This window comes from Vibrio hyugaensis (assembly GCF_002906655.1).
GTDB lineage: Bacteria > Pseudomonadota > Gammaproteobacteria > Enterobacterales > Vibrionaceae > Vibrio > Vibrio hyugaensis.
Map to the genome: position 1 here is coordinate 1,508,662 of NZ_CP025794.1, position 23,245 is coordinate 1,531,906.

General features: G+C 43.4%; 19 protein-coding genes, 1 other RNA gene and 1 pseudogene. 11 read left to right on the forward strand and 10 right to left on the reverse strand.

What is annotated here, in order from left to right; all coding sequences use genetic code 11:
* Nucleotides 1-39: 39 nt before the first annotated feature.
* A complete protein-coding gene (locus tag C1S74_RS07605) occupies nt 40-477 on the forward strand; it encodes a type IV pilin protein (RefSeq protein ID WP_045400142.1) in 438 nt (145 codons plus the stop codon).
* 90 nt (nt 478-567) lie between these two features.
* On the opposite strand, the gene dnaJ is transcribed toward C1S74_RS07605, so the two are convergent.
* From dnaJ to grpE, 4 genes are all read right to left on the reverse strand, one after another.
* On the reverse strand, nt 568-1,716 hold the full coding sequence (dnaJ, locus tag C1S74_RS07610; RefSeq protein WP_038868766.1) for a molecular chaperone DnaJ: 1,149 nt from the start codon (nt 1,714-1,716) through the stop codon (nt 568-570).
* Between the two features lie 201 nt (nt 1,717-1,917).
* Nucleotides 1,918-3,834: a molecular chaperone DnaK gene (gene dnaK, locus C1S74_RS07615; protein ID WP_045400140.1), complete on the reverse strand. Its 1,917-nt coding sequence runs from the start codon at nt 3,832-3,834 to the stop codon at nt 1,918-1,920.
* A 326-nt stretch (nt 3,835-4,160) separates the two neighbouring features.
* Nucleotides 4,161-5,435, reverse strand: a complete 1,275-nt coding sequence (locus C1S74_RS07620; protein WP_038868768.1) for a dicarboxylate/amino acid:cation symporter — start codon at nt 5,433-5,435, stop codon at nt 4,161-4,163.
* Nucleotides 5,436-5,856: 421 nt separating this feature from the next.
* Nucleotides 5,857-6,453 carry a nucleotide exchange factor GrpE gene (gene grpE / locus C1S74_RS07625; protein WP_045400137.1) on the reverse strand — a complete coding sequence of 199 codons (597 nt, stop codon included), beginning with the start codon at nt 6,451-6,453 and terminating at the stop codon, nt 5,857-5,859.
* Between the two features lie 145 nt (nt 6,454-6,598).
* Between grpE and nadK the strand changes: the two genes are divergently transcribed.
* The 5 genes from nadK to bamE all read left to right on the forward strand — a co-directional run bounded on the left by nadK (nt 6,599) and on the right by bamE (nt 11,860).
* Complete coding sequence (gene nadK, locus C1S74_RS07630; RefSeq protein WP_038868771.1) at nt 6,599-7,483, forward strand: NAD(+) kinase; 885 nt, start codon at nt 6,599-6,601, stop codon at nt 7,481-7,483.
* A gap of 241 nt (nt 7,484-7,724) precedes the next feature.
* Complete coding sequence (locus C1S74_RS07635; RefSeq protein WP_045400135.1) at nt 7,725-8,912, forward strand: DUF3103 domain-containing protein; 1,188 nt, start codon at nt 7,725-7,727, stop codon at nt 8,910-8,912.
* A gap of 168 nt (nt 8,913-9,080) precedes the next feature.
* On the forward strand, nt 9,081-10,745 hold the full coding sequence (gene recN, locus C1S74_RS07640) for a DNA repair protein RecN (protein WP_045400133.1): 1,665 nt from the start codon (nt 9,081-9,083) through the stop codon (nt 10,743-10,745).
* Between the two features lie 21 nt (nt 10,746-10,766).
* On the forward strand, nt 10,767-11,249 hold the full coding sequence (locus tag C1S74_RS07645; RefSeq protein WP_045400131.1) for a GNAT family N-acetyltransferase: 483 nt from the start codon (nt 10,767-10,769) through the stop codon (nt 11,247-11,249).
* Nucleotides 11,250-11,500: 251 nt separating this feature from the next.
* Nucleotides 11,501-11,860 carry an outer membrane protein assembly factor BamE gene (gene bamE, locus C1S74_RS07650; RefSeq protein WP_045400128.1) on the forward strand — a complete coding sequence of 120 codons (360 nt, stop codon included), beginning with the start codon at nt 11,501-11,503 and terminating at the stop codon, nt 11,858-11,860.
* 134 nt (nt 11,861-11,994) lie between these two features.
* Here the strand turns inward: bamE and C1S74_RS07655 are convergent, their stop codons facing one another.
* Together C1S74_RS07655 and C1S74_RS07660 are read right to left on the reverse strand one after the other, a co-directional pair.
* Nucleotides 11,995-12,297: an RnfH family protein gene (locus C1S74_RS07655; protein ID WP_038868778.1), complete on the reverse strand. Its 303-nt coding sequence runs from the start codon at nt 12,295-12,297 to the stop codon at nt 11,995-11,997.
* The gene (locus C1S74_RS07660) at nt 12,287-12,730 is read right to left on the reverse strand and encodes an SRPBCC family protein (RefSeq protein ID WP_005424743.1); all 444 of its coding nucleotides are present in this window, start codon (nt 12,728-12,730) and stop codon (nt 12,287-12,289) included. Before C1S74_RS07660 ends, C1S74_RS07655 begins: the two co-directional genes overlap by 11 nt.
* 119 nt (nt 12,731-12,849) lie before the next feature.
* Between C1S74_RS07660 and smpB the strand changes: the two genes are divergently transcribed.
* The 5 genes and pseudogenes from smpB (at nt 12,850) to C1S74_RS07680 (ending at nt 16,337) form a co-directional block, all read left to right on the forward strand.
* Nucleotides 12,850-13,335 (forward strand): SsrA-binding protein SmpB, encoded by a 486-nt coding sequence (smpB, locus tag C1S74_RS07665; RefSeq protein ID WP_005440253.1) that lies wholly within the window; start codon nt 12,850-12,852, stop codon nt 13,333-13,335.
* 68 nt (nt 13,336-13,403) lie between these two features.
* Nucleotides 13,404-13,771, forward strand: a transfer-messenger RNA (tmRNA) gene (gene ssrA / locus C1S74_RS07670).
* 295 nt (nt 13,772-14,066) lie between these two features.
* Nucleotides 14,067-15,172, forward strand: a pseudogene (locus C1S74_RS07675) (tyrosine-type recombinase/integrase).
* 156 nt (nt 15,173-15,328) lie between these two features.
* On the forward strand, nt 15,329-15,454 hold the full coding sequence (locus tag C1S74_RS26970; protein ID WP_269419989.1) for a hypothetical protein: 126 nt from the start codon (nt 15,329-15,331) through the stop codon (nt 15,452-15,454).
* A gap of 55 nt (nt 15,455-15,509) precedes the next feature.
* Complete coding sequence (locus C1S74_RS07680) at nt 15,510-16,337, forward strand: tRNA(His) guanylyltransferase Thg1 family protein (protein ID WP_045400126.1); 828 nt, start codon at nt 15,510-15,512, stop codon at nt 16,335-16,337.
* On the opposite strand, the gene C1S74_RS07685 is transcribed toward C1S74_RS07680, so the two are convergent.
* The 4 genes from C1S74_RS07685 to C1S74_RS07700 all read right to left on the reverse strand — a co-directional run bounded on the left by C1S74_RS07685 (nt 16,307) and on the right by C1S74_RS07700 (nt 23,241).
* On the reverse strand, nt 16,307-17,608 hold the full coding sequence (locus tag C1S74_RS07685; RefSeq protein ID WP_045400124.1) for a hypothetical protein: 1,302 nt from the start codon (nt 17,606-17,608) through the stop codon (nt 16,307-16,309). The two genes, C1S74_RS07680 and C1S74_RS07685, sit on opposite strands and share 31 nt — an antisense overlap.
* A 310-nt stretch (nt 17,609-17,918) precedes the next feature.
* Nucleotides 17,919-19,259 (reverse strand): McrC family protein, encoded by a 1,341-nt coding sequence (locus C1S74_RS07690; protein WP_045400121.1) that lies wholly within the window; start codon nt 19,257-19,259, stop codon nt 17,919-17,921.
* 5 nt (nt 19,260-19,264) lie between these two features.
* Nucleotides 19,265-21,274: an McrB family protein gene (locus C1S74_RS26860; RefSeq protein WP_156145319.1), complete on the reverse strand. Its 2,010-nt coding sequence runs from the start codon at nt 21,272-21,274 to the stop codon at nt 19,265-19,267.
* 197 nt (nt 21,275-21,471) lie between these two features.
* Nucleotides 21,472-23,241, reverse strand: coding sequence for a DNA/RNA helicase domain-containing protein (locus C1S74_RS07700; RefSeq protein ID WP_045400119.1), 1,770 nt, complete (start codon nt 23,239-23,241; stop codon nt 21,472-21,474).
* Nucleotides 23,242-23,245: the final 4 nt, after the last annotated feature.

Sequence of the window (23,245 nt, forward strand, 5' to 3'; positions counted from 1 at the left end):
AGAAAAATAGTCGGAAAAGTGAAAAGGGAACTACTCGTCATGATTCGAATTTCTAGTTGTAACGGATACAACAGACGATTAAGAGGGATGACATTGATCGAATTACTGATTGCAGTCGTGATTGTTGGGATCATTGCAGCTATCGCTTATCCATCTTATTCAGGTCATACGATCACATCGCATAGAACGGTCGCGTTGAGTGATATTAGCCGTATTCAATTGGAGCTCGAAACATCTTACAACGGTGGCTATGACTGGAGCGGGATTATCTCTGGAGGTAGTTGTACGATTTGTGATTCGGACACAGACCGTTTCTCCTTTGCTGTCGCAAGTTCAGCAACAGTGGCATACACAATTACGGCAACCGCGAAATCTGATCGTGGGCAAGACGGGGACAGTTGCTTTCCTAGCGGCCAAGATAAAAAAATAACACTCACTTCAACCAACATTGAATCGCCAAGCGAGTGCTGGAACTGATCCAAGCAGCCTTCTCTGGCGACAAGAAAACAGATACGAAAAAGCCCGCATCAATGCGGGCTTCTTATTAAATTTTAACTTAGTCAGCAGTTAGCTAGTTAAGTCATCAAAGAACTTCTTCACACCATTGAAGAAACCTTCTGATTTTGGTTTGTGCTTAGTCGCAGCATCACCACCACAAGACTCATCAAACTCTTTAAGCAGTTCTTTTTGGCGAGAGCTTAGGTTAACAGGTGTCTCAACCACTAGCTTAACGATTAGGTCACCCACACCGCCGCCACGAACACCTTTCACACCTTTACCACGCATACGGAACATACGGCCAGTTTGCGTTTCTGTCGGTACTTTAAGGTTCACACGACCATCTAGCGTCGGAACTTCAACTTCACCACCAAGTGCCGCCATCGCAAAGCTTACTGGTACTTCACAGTACAGATTGTTACCTTCACGTTCGAAGATATGGTGCTCTCTTACGTGAACTTGAACATATAGGTCACCCGCTGGTGCGCCCATTTCTCCTGCTTCGCCTTCGCCAGATAGACGAATACGGTCGCCAGTATCAACACCTGCTGGGATCTTAACGTTAAGCGTTTTCGTTTTCTGTTTGCGACCTTGACCATGACATTCATTACATGGGTCTTTGATGATCTTGCCTTTACCATGACAGGTAGGACAGGTTTGTTGAACTGCAAAGAAGCCTTGACGCATCTGTACTTGACCATGGCCATGACAGGTGCCACAAGTTTCAGCCGTTGAGCCTTTCTTCGCGCCACTGCCATCACAGGTATCACAGTGAACTAGCGTAGGCACTTCGATCTCTTTAGAAACACCGCGAACGGCTTCTTCTAACGACAGTTCCATGTTGTAACGCAGGTCCGCACCACGTTGTGCACGCTGCTGACCACCGCCACGACGGCCGCCACCAAAGATATCACCAAATACATCACCGAAGATGTCGCCGAAATCAGCGCCACCGCCACCAAAACCGCCGCCGCCGAAGCCGCCACCGCCTTGTTCAAAAGCCGCATGACCATACTGGTCGTAAGCCGCTTTCTTTTGAGGCTCAGTTAGAATTTCGTACGCTTCTTTTACTTCTTTAAACTTGTCCGCAGCAGACTCATCACCCTGGTTACGGTCTGGGTGGTATTTCATCGCTAGACGCTTGTACGCCTTTTTGATATCGCGCTCAGAGGCATCACGGCTTACGCCTAATACTTCGTAAAAATCACGTTTTGACATGTTCTTCGTCACCAATTATTTACTGCAAACGGCATCGATTCACCGCTTGGTGTTTGTATCATTCTAGCTAAGTGCACTTATTGCAAAATACTTAGCTAGAAGGACAACGTTGACAAACAGACGGGCGTAAGAGTCACCCCAAACGCCCGTACACAAAGTCTTATCGACTCTAGGCGACCGTAGTCGCCTAGTTAAGAAAGCTTATTTCTTGTCGTCTTTAACTTCTTCGAACTCAGCATCAACTACGTCGTCTTCTTTAGACTGTTGAGCATCAGCGTCAGCACCTTGTGCTTGTTGAGCTTGAGCTTGTTGTTGAGCGATTTCCATTAGCTTTTGAGCTGCAGTCATAAGCGCTTGAACTTTCGCATCGATCGCTTCTTTGTCATCACCCTTACGAGCAGTTTCAAGCTCAGCGATAGCTGCTTCAATCTTCTCTTTCTCATCGGCAGGTAGAGCTTCACCAGCTTCTTCTACTTGCTTACGAGTACCGTGAATCATTTGGTCAGCTTGGTTACGTGCAGCCGCTAGCTCTTCGAACTTTTTGTCCGCTTCTTTGTTAGCTTCTGCTTCTTGAACCATTTTCTCGATGTCTTCGTCGCTTAGGCCGCCAGAAGCTTGGATAGTGATCTTCTGTTCTTTACCTGTTGACTTATCTTTCGCAGATACGTGAAGGATACCGTCAGCATCTAGATCGAAAGTTACTTCGATTTGTGGCATACCACGAGGCGCAGCTTGAATGCCTTCTAGGTTGAATTGACCTAGAGACTTGTTGTATGACGCTTGCTTACGCTCACCTTGAAGAACATGGATTGTTACCGCGTTCTGGTTGTCTTCTGCTGTAGAGAAAACTTGGTTCGCTTTAGTTGGGATAGTTGTGTTTTTCTCAACTAGCTTAGTCATTACGCCGCCCATTGTCTCAATACCTAGAGACAGTGGAGTTACGTCTAGTAGAAGTACGTCTTTTACTTCACCCGCAAGTACACCACCTTGAACTGCAGCACCAACTGCTACTGCTTCATCAGGGTTTACGTCGCGGCGAGCTTCTTTACCGAAGAACTCAGCAACTTTCGCTTGAACCATAGGCATACGAGTCTGACCACCAACTAGGATTACGTCAGTGATGTCGTTTACAGATAGGTCAGCGTCAGCTAGAGCAACTTTTAGTGGCTCAAGAGAACGTTGTACTAGGTCTTCAACTAGAGATTCTAGTTTCGCACGAGTCACTTTAACGTTCATGTGCTTAGGACCAGTCGCGTCTGCAGTAACGTAAGGTAGGTTTACGTCAGTTTGAGAAGTGGAAGAAAGCTCAATTTTCGCTTTTTCTGCTGCTTCTTTAACACGTTGCATTGCTAGTGGGTCGTTCTTAAGGTTGATACCTTGCTCTTTGTTGAACTCGTCAACTAGGTAGTTGATTAGACGAGTATCAAAGTCTTCACCACCAAGGTGAGTGTCACCGTTAGTTGCTAGAACTTCGAACGTTTTTTCGCCTTCAACTTCATCGATTTCGATGATTGAGATATCGAATGTACCACCACCAAGGTCGTATACCGCGATAGTACGGTCGCCGCCTGACTTGTCTAGACCGTATGCTAGAGCAGCCGCTGTTGGTTCGTTGATGATACGTTTAACTTCTAGACCTGCGATACGGCCAGCGTCTTTTGTTGCTTGACGTTGAGCATCGTTAAAGTAAGCAGGAACTGTGATAACTGCGCCAGTTACTTCCTCACCTAGGAAGTCTTCAGCAGTTTTCTTCATTTTTTTCAAGATTTCAGCAGAAACTTGAGGAGCAGCCATTTTTTGGCCTTGCGCTTCTACCCAAGCGTCACCGTTGTCAGCCTTAACGATTTTGTAAGGCATGATTTCGATATCACGCTGAACTTCTTCATCTTCAAAGCGACGACCAATTAGACGCTTAATTGCAAATAGCGTGTTAGTTGGGTTTGTAACCGCTTGACGTTTTGCAGGTTGACCTACTAGCGTTTCACCATCGGTATATGCAACAACCGATGCCGTTGTGCGTTCGCCTTCAGCGTTTTCAATTACACGAGGTTTGTCGCCGTCTAGTACAGCAACACATGAGTTAGTAGTACCTAAGTCAATACCAATGATTTTACCCATCAGGCTATCTCCGAATAAATTCTATTTTCGTTTTGCTATATCCCCTATGTGGGGACGTAGAATCGGGTTTCAACCCTTGCTCACAAACAAAAATAATTATGTTTGCTTCTCTTATGCCCAATAGATAAGGGCTGCAAATAGCTTTTCAAGGGAGAGAGCAAAAAAAAATTGAAAAAAGTTGCGTAAAAAATGAAATGCGGGATTCTCGAATCTCGGAGCGCAGCGTTCCATAGGACGAAGTCCGTTCCCGAAGCGAAGCGTCTCTAAAACGAAAAAGCGAGGCCCTAAGACCTCGCTTTGAATTCGATTAAGTGAGCGATTAAGAATTATGCACTAGCTTGTGCTGGCTCAGCATCTACGATTTCTTCTTTACCAATCTCACCTTCAGACTTAGCAACAATCGTGTTTACTGCTGTATCGCCGACTACGTTAGATGATGTACAGAACATATCGTTAATACGGTCAACCGCTGCAACGATTGCTAGACCTTCTGGTGGTAACCCCAATTGGTGAAGGATAACACCAACCATCACAACGCCACCGCCAGGTACACCGCCTGCACCGATAGACAGTAGCAGAACCGTGAAGCCAAGAGTCACTAGGTCAGATACCGCGATAGGCTGACCAAACGCATTCGCACAAAATACCGCTGCGATTGCGATGTAGATTGAAGCGCCCGCCATGTTCATGGTTGCACCTAGTGGGACACCGAAACCGGCTACCGACTTAGATACACCAATTTTGTCAGTAAGAGTGCGCATCGTTACCGGAATCGTCGCGTTTGAGCTTGCTGTCGATAGAGAAAACAACACTTGCTCACGCGTCTTACGAGAGAACTCACGCGCAGAAATACCCGTGAACATTTGAACCGCTAGTGGGTAAACCACGAAGATCCAAAGCACCAGCATTGAAACCACAAGAGCAACGTAACCGGCTACTGATGCAAGCGTACCCGCATCCAAGGTTGCGCCAAGTTGAATCATCAGAGCAAATACACCGTATGGCGCTAGGCTCATTACGAGACCAATCAGTTTCATCATGATTTCGTTCGCCATCTTAAAAGTACGAACCGCAGGGCCGCCTTTTGAATCAAGCGCTTGGATTGCAAGACCTGTCAGAATTGCCATAAAGATGATTTGTAGCATGTCGCCATTTGCAAACGCCTGTACAGGGTTGCTTGGAACAATATTCACAACCATAGAGAAGATGTCTGGTGTTTCTGTTGACTTAAGCGCCACAGAGTCAGAAATCGTACCCGCTAAGTTTGCCCCTGCACCTGGCTGAACAATCATAGCAACAGTAAGGGCAGCAATGATCGCGACGACGGTATTTAAAATGTAAAGAGTAAAAGTTTTACCACCCAAGCGACCAAAAGAACGAATGTCCTTAAGCTCTACAATGCCACAAACGATTGATACGTAAACCAGAGGTACAACCAAAAGCTTAATAAGCGATACGAACATACCGCCCGCACCTTCTGCTGCACCTAGAATATAGGTATCAAAAATCGCAATACCGCTAAATAAGTACTGAATAGCTGTACCCAGCACGAGGCCGGCGAACAAGCCGATAAAAATCTTACTAGAAAGCGATTTATCCATCATAAATCTCCGAAATGTTGTGTTTGCTATTTATGTTTTTATAGTTACATCTGCTGATTTTTACGGCAGACATCGCGAATAATACACATCAGGGTTACAAAATAAAGACTTTCTTTACAAGAATGTTAATAACTAACATTAAAAGTAAATCACCAGTTCTAGATTGATATTCAGAATTTAATTTTGAATACAAGTCATAACAGGTACTTATAGACACAGCATCCCATAAGTAAGCAAGATAAAGAGAGGATATCTCCTATAGGAAAATTATTTCCCAATAGGAAAAAGTTTGAAGAGGATCAAATTTCGAAATTTGGCTCATATTCAGAGGAGTGAATATGAGAATGACAATGTTTGAAACAAAAATGCCCACTGAGAGTCAGTAGGCATTTAAATAAATATATATCAGTAAGTTACTGAATTATTTTGCAACCATAACCATTGCAGGACGTACCACACGACCGTTTAGCTCGTAACCTTTTTGCATTACGAACATAACGGTATTTGACTCATGGTCAGGGCTTTCTTGAATAGACATCGCTTGATGGAATTCAGGGTTGAAAGCTTCACCTTCTGGATTGATCTCTTTCAAACCAAATTTCGATACTGCGTCTACAAACGTCTTATGCGTTAACTCAACACCTTCAAGAATTGGCTTAACCATTTCATGCTCAGCATCAGCAGCTTGGATGGCACGCTCTAGGTTGTCGATAACAGGAAGAAGCTCTTCAGCAAACTTGTTCAAAGCGTATTTACGCGCTTTATCGATTTCTTGCTCTGTACGACGACGCATGTTTTCTACTTCTGCTTTAGAACGTAGAACGGCATCTTGCTGATCTTTCACTTTCGTTTCACTTGATAGAAGTGCTGCTTCTAGTTGAGCAATCTTAGCGTCTTTTTCATCACCAATGTCTTCAAGTTCCGCTTCTGCTTCTTGAGCTGCTGCCTCTACTTTCTCAGCCTCTTCGATGATCTGATCAAGCTCGGCTTCAGTAACTTTGTTTTCTTCGTTGCTCATGATATCTCCAGAATCAACATAATGTCCTCAAAGCTCACGCACGTTTTGCGGGCTCTAACCACATTAAAATTCGCATATTTAGGTAACTTGCCATTATTATGGGGATGAAGATTCCTGATTCAAGCCTCTTTAATGCGGAAATGCTATGAAAAACCCATGTAACGTGATCGCGATTATCGGAAAACCTCGAGATCAGCAGGCTATTCAAACTCATAGAGAGCTTTACCAATGGTTAACCTCTGAAGGTTACCAAGTGTTTATCGATGACCGCCTTGCTGCAATTTTAGACGATATTCCACAAAATCAATTTGCCAGCCTAGTGGAACTTGGTAAAAACGCCGATCTTGCTATTGTCGTTGGAGGCGATGGCAACATGTTAGGCGCAGCTCGCATTTTATCTCGCTTTGATGTCGCAGTGATCGGTGTGAACCGAGGTAACCTTGGTTTCCTAACGGACCTTAACCCCGATGATTTCAAAACGGCATTGAAAGCCGTTCTGAATGGCGAATATATTGAAGAAGAGCGATTTTTACTTGAGGCCGAAGTGCATCGTCATGGCCAAATTAAAAGCCACAATGCCGCCCTAAACGAAGCAGTGCTTCACCCTGGTCAAGTCGCACATATGATCGAGTTTGAAGTTTACATTGATGATAGCTTTGCGTTTTCGCTGCGCGCCGACGGTTTAATCGTTTCAACTCCAACAGGTTCAACCGCTTATTCCCTTTCCGGTGGTGGTCCTATCTTGTCACCAAGCTTGAATGCTATCTCTTTGGTACCGATGTTTCCTCACACTCTTTCAAGCCGTCCTTTGGTGGTTGATGGAAAACGACGCATTAAATTGATCGTGTCACCGGAAAACCGCGGTACGCAAGAAGTCAGTTGTGATGGACAAGTCTCACTACCGGTTTCTCCAGGCGATGAAGTTCATATTTATCAAAGCCCGAATGTACTTAAACTGATCCACCCGAAAGACTACAGCTACTACCACGTGCTAAGAAACAAGCTCGGTTGGTCAAGCAAATTGTTTTAACAAGAAAGGTTGATGTGAAGGCATCAACCTTTTTTTTATGCTCTCATTAACTCCAATTTCATCGCCCACCCAAGGCGACACAGATTAATTCCTTGTTAAATTTAATTTTATAAAACCTGATCTTGTGGGTAAATTCTATACAAAATTCTGAGCTCAAATTGAAAGGTGTCCGACTGATGATATTCTCAGCATGAATAGAATATAAACTCTAATTCATACTTATTATCTCAAAGGGCACATTATGAAAAAAACAATGATATTGTCCGTTCTCAGTACGTTAGCGCTTGCTGGCTGTCAATCTGAGGATGCAAAGGTTACCGATATATCAAACGCAAAAGCCGAGGACATCTCGAATACCAAGCGGACACTGGCTCTGCAACTCAGCGAAAGTTATGCCAACATAGAACCCATGCTGCGCAAAGACATCACTGCCGAACACATTAATGTCCCCCTTTCCTCGTTCGCCGAACAGAAACCTTTATCAGCATTTAGCCAACAACTCATACAAGCCGATACACAAATTCGAGCGTGGAAAGGCATCTCTGAATACTCCGATCAATTGCTTGAAGTTCGACTTGCAAATGAAGAAATGCTCGGCGTGTGGCAAGAAGGGACCGTCGACCCACTCTTTGCTTTCGAACCAACAGGGGATGATGAGCAGTGGCAATACATCGAAGCTTACGATGTTTATGGCCAAGTCCACCAACTCGATGTCTATCAACTTCCAGACGTGCCTGTATTGGTTGTCGACAGCAACAGCTCTGCAGAGCTAAAAGCTGGGCTACAGGCTATGCAGGCAGAAATGAGCAAGCTTGGGCAAGCAACCATGGTCCAACCCTATATGACTGACATCGCAAAGGCTCAAAAATCTCTTTTCTCCCACGCAGAAAGTACACCTCAACCAATTCAAACTACGGTTTTGAAGAAGATTCGTCTTGCCAATGACCAAGAGCCTTGGATTTCAGGAAAAGCTGAAATCTACGCCATTGTCACAGGTGTAAACCCTACGCGTGATGAACCCACTTTGGATCTCGTCGAGCTACCTTATTTGGATTACGACAACACCACCTACTTACCCAACCAAATCATCATTCACTGGTCTCGTTACCGTTGGGGGGCGGCGGATATCGTCTTAATGGAGCAAGATGACGGCACCGATTACAAACAGTTAGCCAAACTGCTTGTTCAGGTTGCAGAAGAAGTCCTGAAGGCAATTCCAGATCCCGAAGTTCAGGCCTATGCCATTATTCCTCAGATCACCAACAAAATTATCGATGCGATTCCGGATGGCGCACTCACTAACGATGACGATTTTATCGATGTGTATTACACCCTGATGCAAGACACTTCCTATGTCGACCATCCTGGAGCAGGGGTTAATACTGTGGCAACGTTTGAGCCGCTCACAATTAACCCAACTCGACCGTAACTTGTTCAATTTTAATAGGTCGTTGCATTTGCTCGGCCTATTTTTCTCTTCACCATCACAAAAAATACCTTCTTCCTACAAAAAATCCAGCAGCCACCTTTACTGTATAAAGAAACAGTATATACTGTTTTCTTATACAGTATTGTTCAGTTATACAGGTAAATAAAAATGCTGGCTCATCTAAGTGTTAATAATTTTGCGATTGTTAAGTCTTTACAGCTCGAGCTTTCAAAGGGCATGACCACCATCACTGGTGAAACAGGTGCAGGTAAATCTATTGCAATTGACGCATTAGGTCTTTGTTTAGGCGGGCGTGCCGATGCAGGCATGGTACGACAAGGCGAAGAGAAAACAGAAGTCAGCGCCGCCTTTTTACTGGACAACAATCTACACGCAACGCGTTGGCTAGAAGATAACGACCTGCTGGATGGCAGCGAATGTATCTTGCGTCGCATCATCACGAAAGAAGGCCGTTCTCGAGCCTTTATCAATGGCAGCCCAGTCCCTCTTTCACAACTCAAATCTCTTGGGCAGTTATTGATCAACATCCATGGACAGCACGCGCATCATCAGTTGATGAAGAGCGAGCATCAAATGGCCATGCTGGACCAATATGCTGGACATTTAAACCTACTAAAAAGCACACGCAGTGCTTACCAGCATTGGCGTCAAGCAGACAACAACCTTAAGCAACTAAAAGAGAACAGCCAGCAAAATCAGGCCCAAAAACAGTTGCTTGAATACCAAATTAAAGAACTGAATGAGTTATCGCTAGGTGAAGAAGAATTCGCAGAGCTCGAGCAAGAGCACAAACGACTGTCCAATAGTGGTGAACTCGCCACTACCTGTCAGCAAGCCCTCGAACTTATTTACGAAGGTGAAGAAGTCAATGCGCTTGGTATTTTGCAATCGGCCAATCACTCCCTAATCCAGTTAGCCGAATTGGATGAGAAGTTAGCTGAATTGCCAAACATGCTGGCAGAGGCAATGATCCAGCTAGAAGAAACCAAAAACGAACTTCGCAGCTACCTAGATGGCATTGATGTCGATCCCGGTCGCATAGCTTATGTCGAAGAACGTTTTTCTAAAGTGATGTCGATGGCTCGCAAACACCATGTTATGCCCGATGAGCTATACCAACATCACCAAGATCTTCTTGCACAAATCGAAGCATTAGATTGCTCTGACGAGCGTCTGGATGAACTCGCTCAAGAAGTAGAACAGAAATACCAAAGCTTCTTAACTCAAGCAGAGAAGCTGCACAAGTCACGTAGCCGTTACGCAAAAGAGCTGAACAAACTTATCACGCAAAGCATGCACGAATTGAGCATGGAGAAAGCGGTATTCAGCATCGAGGTAAACAATGAAAACCTCCACCCATCTCCATTGGGTATGGACAGTGTGTGTTTCTTGGTCTCAACCAACCCAGGTCAGCCATTACAACCTATCGCTAAAGTCGCATCAGGTGGTGAGCTATCACGTATCTCGCTAGCAATACAAGTTATCACCGCACAAAAAGTGGATACGCCAAGCTTGATCTTCGATGAAGTGGATGTCGGTATCAGCGGCCCAACGGCTGCGGTTGTCGGTAAGATGCTGCGCAAGTTAGGCGAATCGACTCAAGTGATGTGTGTAACCCACTTACCGCAAGTTGCTGGCTGTGGTCATCAACAAATGTTTGTTGCTAAACACACCAAGAGTGGGCAAACCGAAACCAAAATACATGCCCTAGATGAACAACAACGTGTGGCAGAACTCGCTCGTTTATTGGGCGGAAGCCAAATTACCGACTCAACATTAGCCAACGCAAAAGAATTACTCATCGCGGCTTAACCATTCAACAAGGGATGAGAAATGGATATCAAAGCCATCAGCAAAGAAAACTGTTTAGAGCTCGTCCCTCTTTTTATTGAGTTAGAGTGCTATTACTTCAAAGAGGACGCCGCATCAGAGAATGAATTGACGCACTATCTAAAGCACCAAGTCTTCTCTGAGCATTCTAGTATCAAAATCATCGCAGCTTATGAGCACGACTCTATTATTGGTTTTGCGTCTTACACAGTGATGTACCCTGCCCCTAAACTTTCCGGCCAAATGTACATGAAGGATCTCTTCGTTTCTTCAATCGCGAGAGGAAAAGGCGTTGGTATTCAACTAATGAAACATTTAGCAACCCTAGCGGTTACCTCAGGTTGCCAAAGACTTGATTGGACAGCAGAAAACACCAACCCTATCGCTGGTCAATTTTACCGCTCCATCGGTGCAGCACACCTTGTTGAAAAAGAATATTATCGGTTTGAAGGTGAAACGCTCCAAGCATTTTCCCTCCCGCAATAATGCAACGCACGACCAACAGTGGTCGCCCTCGCGAAATATTGCGGACATTCTCGTAAATCCCATATCATAAAAAGCACACAACATGCTTGATGAGTCATGTTCCGCCAGTTATCGTCTAATATCAGCGAATAAATGCAACTCAACTCAAAATTCGTTGTCAGATTTTCTACCATACGACGCATAGCTTTTTACATCTGCGTCGAGCTTGTTTATTATCAGCGCAGTATTTTAAAGGTTACTAAGAAATTATTATGCAATTAAAGAAGTGGTTAGTTGCCGTACCATTAGCAATGACTTTGCTGACAGGATGTTCGGTATTGGAAAAACTGGTTTATCGTATTGATATCAACCAAGGCAACTATGTAGAACAAAGTGCGGTTGATAAATTAAAGTTTGGGATGACTAAAGCACAAGTTCGCTACGTTCTTGGTTCGCCTATGTTGGTTGAAAATGGCTATCCAAATACTTGGTACTACATTTACCATCACACTCCTGGGCACGGTGAATCTGTGCAAAAAGATCTGGTTGTTCAATTCAATGATCAAGGTACGTTAGCCGATCTGACTGGCGACTACCCGAAAAGTGATGCCTTTTACGAGAAGATTCAGTAACCCATCTTTATTTTCACAGAATTCTCAAAGCCTCCTCGCTGGCTGTCTCTTATACACAAATCCCCAAGCTTGTAGCTTGGGGATTTGTGTATAAGAGACAGCCATTTGGGAGGTTTTTCAGCTGTCCATAAGCGTTATTTAGCTGCTTTTGCTTGCTCTGCACGTTTACGGCGAATTTCTTTTGGATCGGCCAATAACGGTCGATATATCTCGATACGATCTTTATCACGGATAGTCGCATCTAAACGAACATTACGGCTGTATACGCCGACTTTATTCTTTTTCAAATCAACTTCAGGGTACAGTTCCAGAACACCAGATTGACGAATGATCTCTTCAACTGTCGCTTGTTTGTTCACAACTAGATTAAACACACGTTGTTCTTGAGGAAGCGCATACACCACCTCAACGTGAATCATGTCCGACTCAATACTCATAACACTCGTACACCTGTTTCGCACGTTTAGTAAAAGCGTTCACCATATTACTGGTTAGCTCATTAAATATTTTGCCGAAAGCCATTTCGATCATTTTGCTCGAAAACTCAAACTCAAGCTTCAGTTCTACTTTACACGCTTGCTCATCCAACGCAGTGAAGATCCAACCACCACGGAGCGTCTTAAAGGGACCATCCACCAAGTTCATCATAATAGCCTGACCTGGGATGAGTTCATTTGAAGTTGTGAACGTTTTGCTGATACCCGCTTTCGCAACATCGACAGAAGCCACCATACCCTCGCCCGAAGACTCAATGATTCGTGAACCTGAACAACCAGGTAGAAACTCAGGATACTTCGAAACATCATTGACCAGATCGAACATCTGCTCTGCACTAAAAGACACCAAAGCAGAACGGCTGATTTGCTTCATACACACTCCTATCGATACGCGTACATGTTTTAAGGCTTGTGCCAATTTTACTTTTATTCCACGATAGCGCAAATAAAAGGATTTCCTAACGTATATCCAACCCGTATAATGAGCCCATTATGGTAAAGAAAAAATCAAAGCAAAAAGCGGGTAGCAACACTATCGCGCTGAATAAAAAAGCTCGCCACGAATACTTCATTGACGATGAAATTGAAGCTGGCTTAGAGCTTCAAGGCTGGGAAGTGAAAGCCCTTCGCCAAGGAAAAGCCAATATCGCCGAAAGCTATGTTTTCATGCGTGACGGAGAGGCTTTTGTGAGCGGAATGACCATCACTCCTCTTAATCAAGCATCAACTCACGTTGTCGCAAACCCTACACGTGTGCGCAAACTATTGATGAGTCGTCGTGAACTCGACAACCTTCTTGGCCGCATTAACCGTGAAGGTATGACACTAGCAGCATTGTCGCTGTACTGGTCTCGCTCTTGGGTGAAGATCAAGATCGGTGTTGCGAAAGGTAAAAAACTTCACGACAAGCGTACCGATCTGAAAGAAAAAGATTGGGCTCGTGAAAAAGCACGCGTGATGAAGAGTTCACTGCGTTAAACTTGACCACTTAGACGCATAGTACTGGACAGCCAAGGCTTTTCTGTTACTATGCCGATATTACCTCTGGGGCTGATTTAGGATTCGACGGGAATTCAGAAGTCTGAGGTGCATGCCGAGGTGCGGTAGGCCTCGTTAACAAACCGCAAAAAAATAGTCGCAAACGACGAAAACTACGCACTAGCAGCTTAATAACCTGCTCAGAGCTCTCTCGCCCTAGCTTCCGCACGTAAGACGGGGACCAACGAGGGATCAAACCCAAACGCGCTAGTCCGGATTCTCCCGCCTGAGAGATGAACGACGAATTATAATTCAGGATAGTCATTTACTAGCGTGTCGGTTCGCAGGTGGATGGTGAATTTAAAGATCGACTAAGCATGTAGTACCAATGATGAAAGGTTTTCGGACGCGGGTTCAACTCCCGCCAGCTCCACCAATTATCATATTAAAGACGTCCTAGGGCGTCTTTTTTATTGCCCCCAATTCAGTAAAATCAATAACTTACACTCCATAGACATCTGAACGCTTCCGAGGGTTACTTTGTGTTTTAGGTACACAAATTAATACACTGTGTACACAGCAACCAATTCTGTGTACCAATTATGGCAAGAAAGGCATCATATCTAAGCAACAAAGAAATCAAAGCGGCTAAGCCGAAACTTAAAGAGTACCTGCTCATTGATGTAAATGGTTTACGCCTTAGCATTTCACCAAATGGATAAAAGCGCTAGTTGGTAAACTACAAAGACCCTATCACCGAAAAACGTACTAACCTTTCTCTAGGCTCTTATCCTGTGATCGCTTTAGCAAAAGCCAGAAAGCTCACCATGGAAGTACAAGAACTCATTGAGTTAAGTATCAGCCCTAAAGAACACCGCGACGAAAAGCGACGTCAGAAGCAAAGTATTTCCGGGCATACTTTTCTCAATGTTACTTCTCAGTGGTTCGAGCTAAAGAAAGACTCCATAACCGATGATTACGCAGTCGATATTTGGCGATCTTTTAAAAATACCTCTTCCCTAAATTCCAAGACACGCCAATAAAAGATTTAACCGCTCCTGATGTAATAATGGCTTTGAGACCGATTGAAGCTAGAGGAAACCTTGAAACCGTTAAGAGACTCGCTCAACGAATCAATGAAGTAATGGTTTATGCCGTTAACTGTGGTCTAGTCTTCTCAAACCCTCTTGCAGGCATTAAAGAAGCATTCAAAAAGCCGAAGAAGCAGCGTATGGCAGCACTAACACCTGAAGAGCTACCTGAACTAATGCTGACGCTTGCCAGTGCTTCAATAAAAAAGTTACCCGTTCATTGATTGAGTGGCAACTTCATACAATGTCACGCCCAGCTAAAGCTGCGAGAGCAAAGTGGGAAGAGAGCGATTTAGAGCAGCGTATGGACAATTCCACCAGAAAGGATGAAGAAGAACAGAGAACACAGGATTCCACTCACCGACGAAACCATCTCTATTCTCGGGAACTTAAAACCAATTACTGGTCATCGGGAATACCTATTTCCCTCAGATAGAGACCCGAAAAAGCACTGTAATAGTCAAACGGCAAACATGGCGCTGAAACGAATGGGATTTGCAAATAGACTCGTTAGTCATGGCTTAAGATCATTGGCGAGCGCTACCTTGAATGAGCAAGGTTTTGAATCTGATTTAATTGAAATGGCGTTAGCTCATGTCGATAAAAACCAAGTTCGCAGTGCTTACAACCATTAAGACTTTCGAGAACGGCGCAGACCTATGATGAGCTGGTGGAGCAAACATATTGCTGAAGCAGCTCAGGACAACCTTTCGGTTACCGGCACCAAACAATTCAAAGTCATTTAGTCTACCTCCGAGCATTCACATTCCCATTGCTTGATGCAGTCTTCATCAAGCAATGCCCTCTTTTCTGAATCTTTGTAATTTTGGAAATTTCCCCCTCTTCTCAGCGTGTAGCTCTATTTGTCATCATAAGCCCGAACATTAAAACGGAAATACACAATGGAAAAACATGATTGGGATAATTACTCCCGACAGCTAGATCCAGAACACGATGCGTACTGGCAAAGCCGAGGAGGAGAAGAAAGACCTGACGACTGGCAAGAGCAGTTAGAAGACGGTGAATAAAACTCTGGGGGGCGAGGTAACTTCCTCCTCCCCTATTAAGAACAAGGAAGAGAAAATGTGTATTGCTTCTGAAATAACAACCTTATGTGATAAGCACGCTAAATTCAAAGCTATCGAACAACGCTCAGCAAAGATGAGCTCTGTCCCGGAAGACACGTACCTGGTTATTCGGCTAGATGGTATTGGCTTGAGTAAGAGATGTCTAAAAGACCATCTCGAAAACAAGCTATTTCAAAAAGTAATGTTAAAAGCAGCTCAAGATACATACTACGTAATGAGAAGAAAAACCCCATCCAACGCGCAGCAGATCTTTTTAGGTGTGCTCATCGCTTCAGATGAAGTTTCTTTTATCTTGAATACCAGCAAGAGTTACCTTGATCATTCAATAATGAAGCTAGTAACCACGATAGCATCAACGTTCAGCTGTTTTTTTACAAAAAATGGGCTTGCCCAAGCCCCTCAGACTAAGCTTTCAGGGTCATTTGATGGAAGACCTTTAGTGCTCTCAACAACTGAAGAAGTAAAAGAATACGTCGCCTATAGAGCTGCAATTTACAACAGGAATACGATGGCAAAGGCTTTGAGGTTAAAAGGGGTACCTGACGAAGAGCTGTTCGGCGACAATGAAAATGACACTGAGTATTACTTTGAAAAATACAGAGAGTTAAGGCTTAGCACTGAAGACATAAACAAAGGTTGTATATTCTTATCACCATGCAAAGACAACTCTAAGCTGACGAGTTACCAAAACAAGTCTCTATCTAAGTTTATGTCTCTTTACTCTAGGCAAATCGACTTCACAGAACAAAACCTCCGCGAGCTTAATAGCTCCACAAGATCAGAGTACGACGATCACAAAGAGTTATCTACAATTCCTTCATAACGTTCGCAGTGGAACTTGTAGTATTCACTGTAAGCACCGAAACATTGCTTCCAGATAGAAAACACATCAACTTCGTCGCCAAACTCTTTATTCACTAATGAGCTCTTAACCATTAGAGCTCTATCAATCGCAAATACGCTCGAAAATACATCCCCTAACCCATAATCGATTGTTGTTCCTGTTTTAGCTGCAATGACCTGGAGAAAGTCATTCAACGCATTATGGGACGGTAAATCAATGCTTCTTAACCATTTATATAGCTTATTCTTTTGAGCGATTAACACATCTGCTTCATCGGTAGTACCTTCCGAGACTTGGTAAGGAACACAAGAGGCTAAATCCGTGAAAGTAAAATCAATGTCATGTTCCTTAAACCACTCAAGTAAGACTTCCACAAGGCATCGAGTCGATGTATGAGAATTATCCTTATGCGTGTACCTTTTTAGTACTTTCGATATCAACCACCTCTTGTCAGTCTTTGGCTCCTCTCCATGGGAAACAACATAGTCAACCTCATAAGAAGCTAGCAAATTGAGATAAAATTCATATTCAATATCGAACATACAACGAACCAACACAGAGGTTTGATGCTTGTCCAACTGACTTGTATCTAGCTCTTCTTTTACTAGGTCACCGATGAAGTTCAATACTTCTTCATTGATCAGTGAATGTTCTGCATAAAGGGGGGTAACCCAAGAGCCCCAAGGTGAACTGAGGCTTTTGTTACTATTTCCACCAGCCGAAGCTGCTTTGACACGTTCCAACAATTCAACTTGTTTATTACTCCGCTCGACAATAAATGAGCTTAGACAACGAAAGTTATTAGATGCTTGAGCGTTTAGAGATTTTGAAAAGCTCAACCATTGAAGGGCGTTAATACTAACCCTACTAGCCCTCTCAAGCTCCTCATCCTTACCCAAAAGAAAGCGAAGCATTGGGCTCATCAGAGATGCCGCTATTGGCTGCGTAAAAACGCTCATGAACCTTTTGAATACTGACTTCCCAACACCATTTCGCCCTATTTCATGAAGGGCACTTGAGGATATGTTCGGACGTTTAACTCCAGCCTCTTCCAACCTATCCAGCATAGTAGTCGCATTGTGCTTTACACCTAATAACTCACAAGCATCTTGCATGGAAGGTAAGAAATAATTCTGCGGACCATGGACAAACTTAAAAGGCCTGTCCTTTGTAATGTCTAGGCTGGCTCTTACAATTGCAGACTCTAGCTCTTCAAGTTCAGTTTTTATTGGAGCCTGTTTTTCTAACACAAGTAATTCCTTTAATTACTATAAACTCGTCCGACTTTATAACGTCGCATCCTTGATGATTCCTCATGCATTAACTTGGTCATTCTTTTTTTCTTTAGAAACCAGGAGCACAGTTGGGCTGGCCCCCAAACCGGTATGAGAGGGAGTAAAATAAAAAGAATAGAAACTCGCCAAGCTGTGGAATCACTAACCGACACATAAGGAACTCGGAGCTTGAATGGCCGATTAGCTAACTCCTTATAATGTTGGTACATATCTTCTGGGTGTGGACGTCGTCTTCTCATTACTCACCTCTTCCTATTACTAATAGCTATTTGCTACGAAGCAGTTCCAACTCGTCAGGAACAACAAACTTTGCTTCTCCTGGTCTTCCAATCACAAAAGGAACAACCCACAGTTTATGCTGTTCCCCAAGGTCAAAAGAATGAGGAAGAGGTTGATCGAAGTTATCTTGCGAAGGATACACCAACACAACGTCACCTCTTTCTCCGGGCAAATACTTCTTGGCGTAAGCAAATAACTGATAAACATCAGACTGCGAGACGTTGGCATTGGTGAGAGATACATCCAAGAGTTTCCACTTCGTATCCAATACCATCCGGTTCTGCTTACCTTCAGTAATAAGTAAGTCAGGACGTAGGCTAAATTTGTTCATCCCGTCATAACTCGCAAGGAACCGACCTTTAGCTTGAGTAATGACATCTAGCAAAGGGTGGCTTGAGGTAAGCTTTGACTTTAAATGCTTTGCTACATAATCTTCGAAGACTTTCTCCATAGGAAATAAGAGCGAAGCTGCATGGTTACTACCTTTCATAGTTTGTGGCGAGAACCCCTCAAGGATCAGCTTGCACCAATCTAATGAGGCTTGGTAATAGATCATTCCCCGATTAAGGTTTAATTTGGCGAAGTCCAGCTTGTGATCATAGCTCTCTGGTACCTCGTGAAATACAAACTCTAGTTCTTGCAGAAGCTTTTGGTTATTGGCACTTCGACTGAGACTTTTAGCTTTCTTTAGCGCAGCGTGAATAAGTCGGTTTGCAGGGCGGTCTAGCTGAAACTCATCATACTCACAGTAAAAATGATGCTTATTTACTGCGTTATGCCTTAGTTGCTTACCAATGTTGAGCTTCCCTTTCAGATAACTTAAATTATCCTCCCTTCGAATATAATCACTACGAAGCCCCCGTTTAACCAAGTCATTTACAGACTGTAGAAACTGACTAATAAACACCTCTAGCAGTGGCATTTTTTGCTTATCAATATTAGCGTTTGAGGTCTGTACATGCGCAAAGCCTTTCAAGCTCTTCAACATGATAAGCAATGACTGACGAGCTTTTTCATGCGCGTTTAAGCGCCCATCACCATCCTCCTTAAAGCTCTTACCAAGTTTTGGTAACACTTCTATTTGAGTCCTATCTGGAGTAAAAATTACCCCAGCGTAATTTTGAACTTGAAGAACCTCTAACCCACAGCGGCGACGCAGTTGTAAAAGGTTGCGCTCACTCTCTTCACTTAGACAAAGCTGCTTGAGATATTGATAAGCTCTGTCAGCTACAACGTGGATGCTTGAAGGTACGCGCTTACCTCCAAGCTCTCTCTCACCAACCAAACAATCGTATTCAAAAAGGATAATCTCGTTCTTAGCTTTCACGGTGACTACTCTTTGTTGTTTGAATACATACCAACATAAGCCTCAGGTTCATCCCATACAGAGCCCTTCTCAAAAGGTCTAAGGGCATAAGTGACTTTCATATCATCGTATAGGTCTAAGTCATGCTCAGAGCCGAACAAGCTGGCGTACGATTGCTCTATCTTCCTTAGGAAATGAAGATTCTTCTGCTCATTTCCTTTCAAACTATCCCCCAACACTAGGCGGATCTTATTCCAATCTTCGAAAAAGTACTCTTCAAGAAGAGGGATTATCTTATTCTTAAATGCATCTCGAAGAGCTACAAAAGCTTCATCGTTTTTGCCTTGCTTTACCAAGTCATATGCAGGGAACAAGAACGCATGGCCAAGCATGTGTTCACGATCATAGAGAACTTCAATACGGGAATTCAGGGCGCTGAGCATGCTCTCGAAATTAATGCTACACCCACCTTGAACAAGCTGGTGGTCACGGAACAAGCTTGGTTTTGGCATCATTTCTTTAAAATCAAAGCGACGACGTAAAGCAGTGTCCATCATTGCCAGAGAGCGGTCTGCAGTATTCATTGTACCGATGATGTATAGATTATCTGGCACTGAGAAAGTATCACCAGAATAAGGTAAGGTGACTTCTAGCGGCTCCTGTGCACCTTTGCGCTTAGAAGGTTCAATCAAAGTAATCAGTTCACCAAAAATTTTTGAGATATTACCTCGATTGATCTCATCGATAACTAACACATAGTTTTGGCGTTTTATCGCAGGCTGTTGCTCGATATCCACTAGCCCCTTTAAGTAACGAACCAGTGGGTTATAGTAAACACCAAGACCTGTTGAGTATTCCCTTGAGCCTTCAAAGATCTGCTTTAGCGTATTGATGCTAAGAGTGTGATCTTTCTTACCGTTACTTTTCTCAAAGAAAATGCGCTTTTCATTGAAATCAACAACATGAAAAGAGGTTTGTGACATGTTAATTTCAAGACTGTCTACTTCTGCTAGCTTTGCTGCGAAAGCTTGCCAACATACCTCAAAGTTGTGGCCTTGTGATGCTGCTTTTTCAGTACTGTGTTTTTCTGCTTCCTTGCAGATTTCCCGGAACACCCCTTTCTCGACGTCATAAGAGATATCACCACCCTCAGAATTTGCTTTTAACCCTTCAACAAACTCTTCATAGCCATAGCTTTGATGAAAAGTAACAAAGCGAATTTGACCAGTTCTTGTGAGCTCTTTGTATTTTTCCACCAACTTTGTTCGCTGTTCTTCTGATGCGCCACCAGCTTGTTCGCTAATATTAAGGTTGGCGTAAAACCCTGGTTCTGCAGCTTGAACCGCCGCTTCAATAGTGTGGTAGGTTTTGCCTGTCCCTGGTGGTCCATACAAAATTTGGTTAAGCGGAGAATTGATTTTGTGATTACTAAATTCCTGGCTCATTTGGCTTTCCTTCTCACTAGCATGCTTAACTCTCAGTTCATCCAAAGTCATCGAGTAGTATGGTTGGAGGATGCTCTCTTCGAATAGGTTTAAGTCTTGTTTTTGCTGATATACCTTTGCAAGAGTACTGTTGTAGTTTGGTGCCCAACCTTTACTTGGACCGGAGTACTTTTGTAACTCAGGCAAAGAGCGGACTAACTCATACTTTCGAAACGCCCAACCACTATCTAAAGGAGATTCATCATCGAACAAAGCCTCTCCACTGACTCGAACCAAGGCCTTTAAATAACCGCTGCGAGAAAGGCTTACGATATCACCAACTTTGACTTCCTTGATAAACCGACTGCCCTGGCTTTTAGCCGTTTCGCTATGTACAGCTAGGTAGTTATTTTCGTCTAGCCACTGAGATACGCTTTCAGATATTTCGTTGAAGCCATGGGAAACTTTCCAAATACTAGGGATAGCTTGTAGTGGGTCTTTGTTGACCAGTTTATATCCATGCTTTTCAAAAAACCTCTCAGCGTCAGAGGTGTGACACTTACTGTGGTGAACATCAAAAACCACACTGTAGAGTCTTTTTGCTGGATACAAATTGCCCTCAATTTCAACAAAGTGATGAAAGTCCTTTTTCGTAATAACTATCTTGCTTCAACTGAGCTACTGCATCCTCAATTGATCGCTTTGAAACGTCCATACCTAGCCTCTTTCCTTACTATTTTTCTTGCTTTGTCCTGTCCTAACAGGCTCTGATAAAAACAACTGTAGTTTTGATTGAACGATTAGTGCCTTTAAAGCTCTTGTCCGCCTGCACTTTCAAAAAAGGCATAAGTTTCATCAAATAGCGACTCTTGAGGGAAGAATAAAATCACTCCATCTCTACCCCTAGTCATCAAAACGCGATAACTATTAAGCTTTATTTGATAGGGATCTCTTACATTTCGCTTCGATTTGTGAAGTTGCCATCCTTTCCCATCAAAAAGAAAATCATCAGCCCAAACAAGAATCGGCATATCAAGCTCTAAACCTTGGCACTTAAATTCATCAATGGTCCGCTCAAATCGACAACACGATTTTGGAGCACTCACATCATCATGAAACCATGGACCAACAGATTCTTCAGTGTACTTAGTATTACTGGAAGAACTTAGTAACCCATACTTCTTGGCAGTGCCTTGGTACCTAGTTCGGCAATACCTTTTAGCTTTTTCCAAATCTCTCGTCACATAGATATTGAATCCATTTTTAATAGCCTGCTTTGCTAAATCATCATCGGACTGCCCTCTTAATACTCCATCAACCCAGTTAGGGTATAAATTTGCACTGTGAGAACGTAAAGATTGATCAAGATTAAGCAATGGGTTCATTCTAACTCTCTCACTGCTTAAGAAATTAAAATGATGCTTCAGCGTTGGCGGGCAAAAGATTAACCAAGGTTTACAGCTCTCTTTGAGTGCATCACACCATAAAGAGATACCAACTTCTTCACCGGTATGTATTTCTTGTCCTTCCCCTATCAGGGCAACATAGTGACAAGGTTTAGGGTCTTTATCGGCAATATGAATAATGCAAGAAGGCTCAGACATCTGGTAATTTTTGTTTTTCTGTTCATCCCACATCCTCTGAGCTTCATCAAAAACAATCAAATTCGTGTGGGGCTTACTACCTTGTTTCATATATTGGCGTTTGAAGTCCTTTAAGGCGCGAACAAACGTTTTATTTTTTAGAGCGTGCTGCAATACATCGACTAAAGGGCCGTTCCCAGATAGAAACTGGCCTGTTTTGTTTCGATGAACAAACTCAAGGCCTAGTAATGTCTTACCAGCACCAGGAACACCAGTTACCAGGGTTAGTACATTGGCTTTATTTCGATTCCCCGCGCCTTCGACCCACTCAGTAACCTTGTCTAGCTCATTCAGCGCGTCATATATTCCTGCACTTTTGGCACTTTTCAGCTCGTCTATTGGGTTGTCATTAAATATTTCGACCGCCGCATCAACTAGGTTTGGTAACGGTACATACGCGGATTCAAGCCATGATTTCAATTCAGTACAGGTTGGAGCCCCGGTTAGATGCTTATCTAAGAAAGCTCTCAACTTATCGCTAGATAGAATAGAAATATCGCTTTCGATTTCAGCTAGCTTACTGGTGGATTGAGTTAAAACCAAACCGGCAATCACATCTAACTTTGCACTTTCATGATGATAATTACAGATATCTCGATAGTAACCACACAACTGATCATAATCGGCCCGTTGGTAACCATCTTTCATTTTAAATTCTAAAATGAACAGCTTGTTCTCGATAAGCAACAGGACATCTGGCCGACGCCCTCCTTCCATAGGCAGGACATATTCAAAGATTATATAACCGTCAGAAAGAGTACACTTGGACAGCTCTACTTGAAGGTGTTTAAAGCAATCGGCCCAAGCTCGCTTTTGAAGATCTCCAAGCTCTAAACCTGGGAAATTACTCTCAAACTCAGAGCTCATTTGAGTTAACCATTGCTCTTCTTGCACTTGAAGAAAGGCACCAATCTTATCGGCATAACAATGTGTCATTGAA

Excerpts from the sequence above, each read along its gene's own strand:
- C1S74_RS07620 (WP_038868768.1), bottom strand. The coding sequence starts at position 5,435 with ATGGATAAATCGCTTTCTAGTAAGATTTTTATCGGCTTGTTCGCCGGC.
- bamE (WP_045400128.1), top strand. The coding sequence starts at position 11,501 with ATGCAATTAAAGAAGTGGTTAGTTGCCGTACCATTAGCAATGACTTTG.
- dnaJ (WP_038868766.1), bottom strand. The coding sequence starts at position 1,716 with ATGTCAAAACGTGATTTTTACGAAGTATTAGGCGTAAGCCGTGATGCC.
- C1S74_RS07680 (WP_045400126.1), top strand. The coding sequence starts at position 15,510 with ATGTGTATTGCTTCTGAAATAACAACCTTATGTGATAAGCACGCTAAA.
- C1S74_RS07655 (WP_038868778.1), bottom strand. The coding sequence starts at position 12,297 with ATGAGTATTGAGTCGGACATGATTCACGTTGAGGTGGTGTATGCGCTT.
- C1S74_RS07605 (WP_045400142.1), top strand. The coding sequence starts at position 40 with ATGATTCGAATTTCTAGTTGTAACGGATACAACAGACGATTAAGAGGG.
- recN (WP_045400133.1), top strand. The coding sequence starts at position 9,081 with ATGCTGGCTCATCTAAGTGTTAATAATTTTGCGATTGTTAAGTCTTTA.
- nadK (WP_038868771.1), top strand. The coding sequence starts at position 6,599 with ATGAAAAACCCATGTAACGTGATCGCGATTATCGGAAAACCTCGAGAT.
- C1S74_RS07645 (WP_045400131.1), top strand. The coding sequence starts at position 10,767 with ATGGATATCAAAGCCATCAGCAAAGAAAACTGTTTAGAGCTCGTCCCT.
- smpB (WP_005440253.1), top strand. The coding sequence starts at position 12,850 with ATGGTAAAGAAAAAATCAAAGCAAAAAGCGGGTAGCAACACTATCGCG.
- C1S74_RS07700 (WP_045400119.1), bottom strand. The coding sequence starts at position 23,241 with ATGACACATTGTTATGCCGATAAGATTGGTGCCTTTCTTCAAGTGCAA.
- grpE (WP_045400137.1), bottom strand. The coding sequence starts at position 6,453 with ATGAGCAACGAAGAAAACAAAGTTACTGAAGCCGAGCTTGATCAGATC.
- C1S74_RS07635 (WP_045400135.1), top strand. The coding sequence starts at position 7,725 with ATGAAAAAAACAATGATATTGTCCGTTCTCAGTACGTTAGCGCTTGCT.
- C1S74_RS07660 (WP_005424743.1), bottom strand. The coding sequence starts at position 12,730 with ATGAAGCAAATCAGCCGTTCTGCTTTGGTGTCTTTTAGTGCAGAGCAG.
- C1S74_RS26970 (WP_269419989.1), top strand. The coding sequence starts at position 15,329 with ATGGAAAAACATGATTGGGATAATTACTCCCGACAGCTAGATCCAGAA.
- dnaK (WP_045400140.1), bottom strand. The coding sequence starts at position 3,834 with ATGGGTAAAATCATTGGTATTGACTTAGGTACTACTAACTCATGTGTT.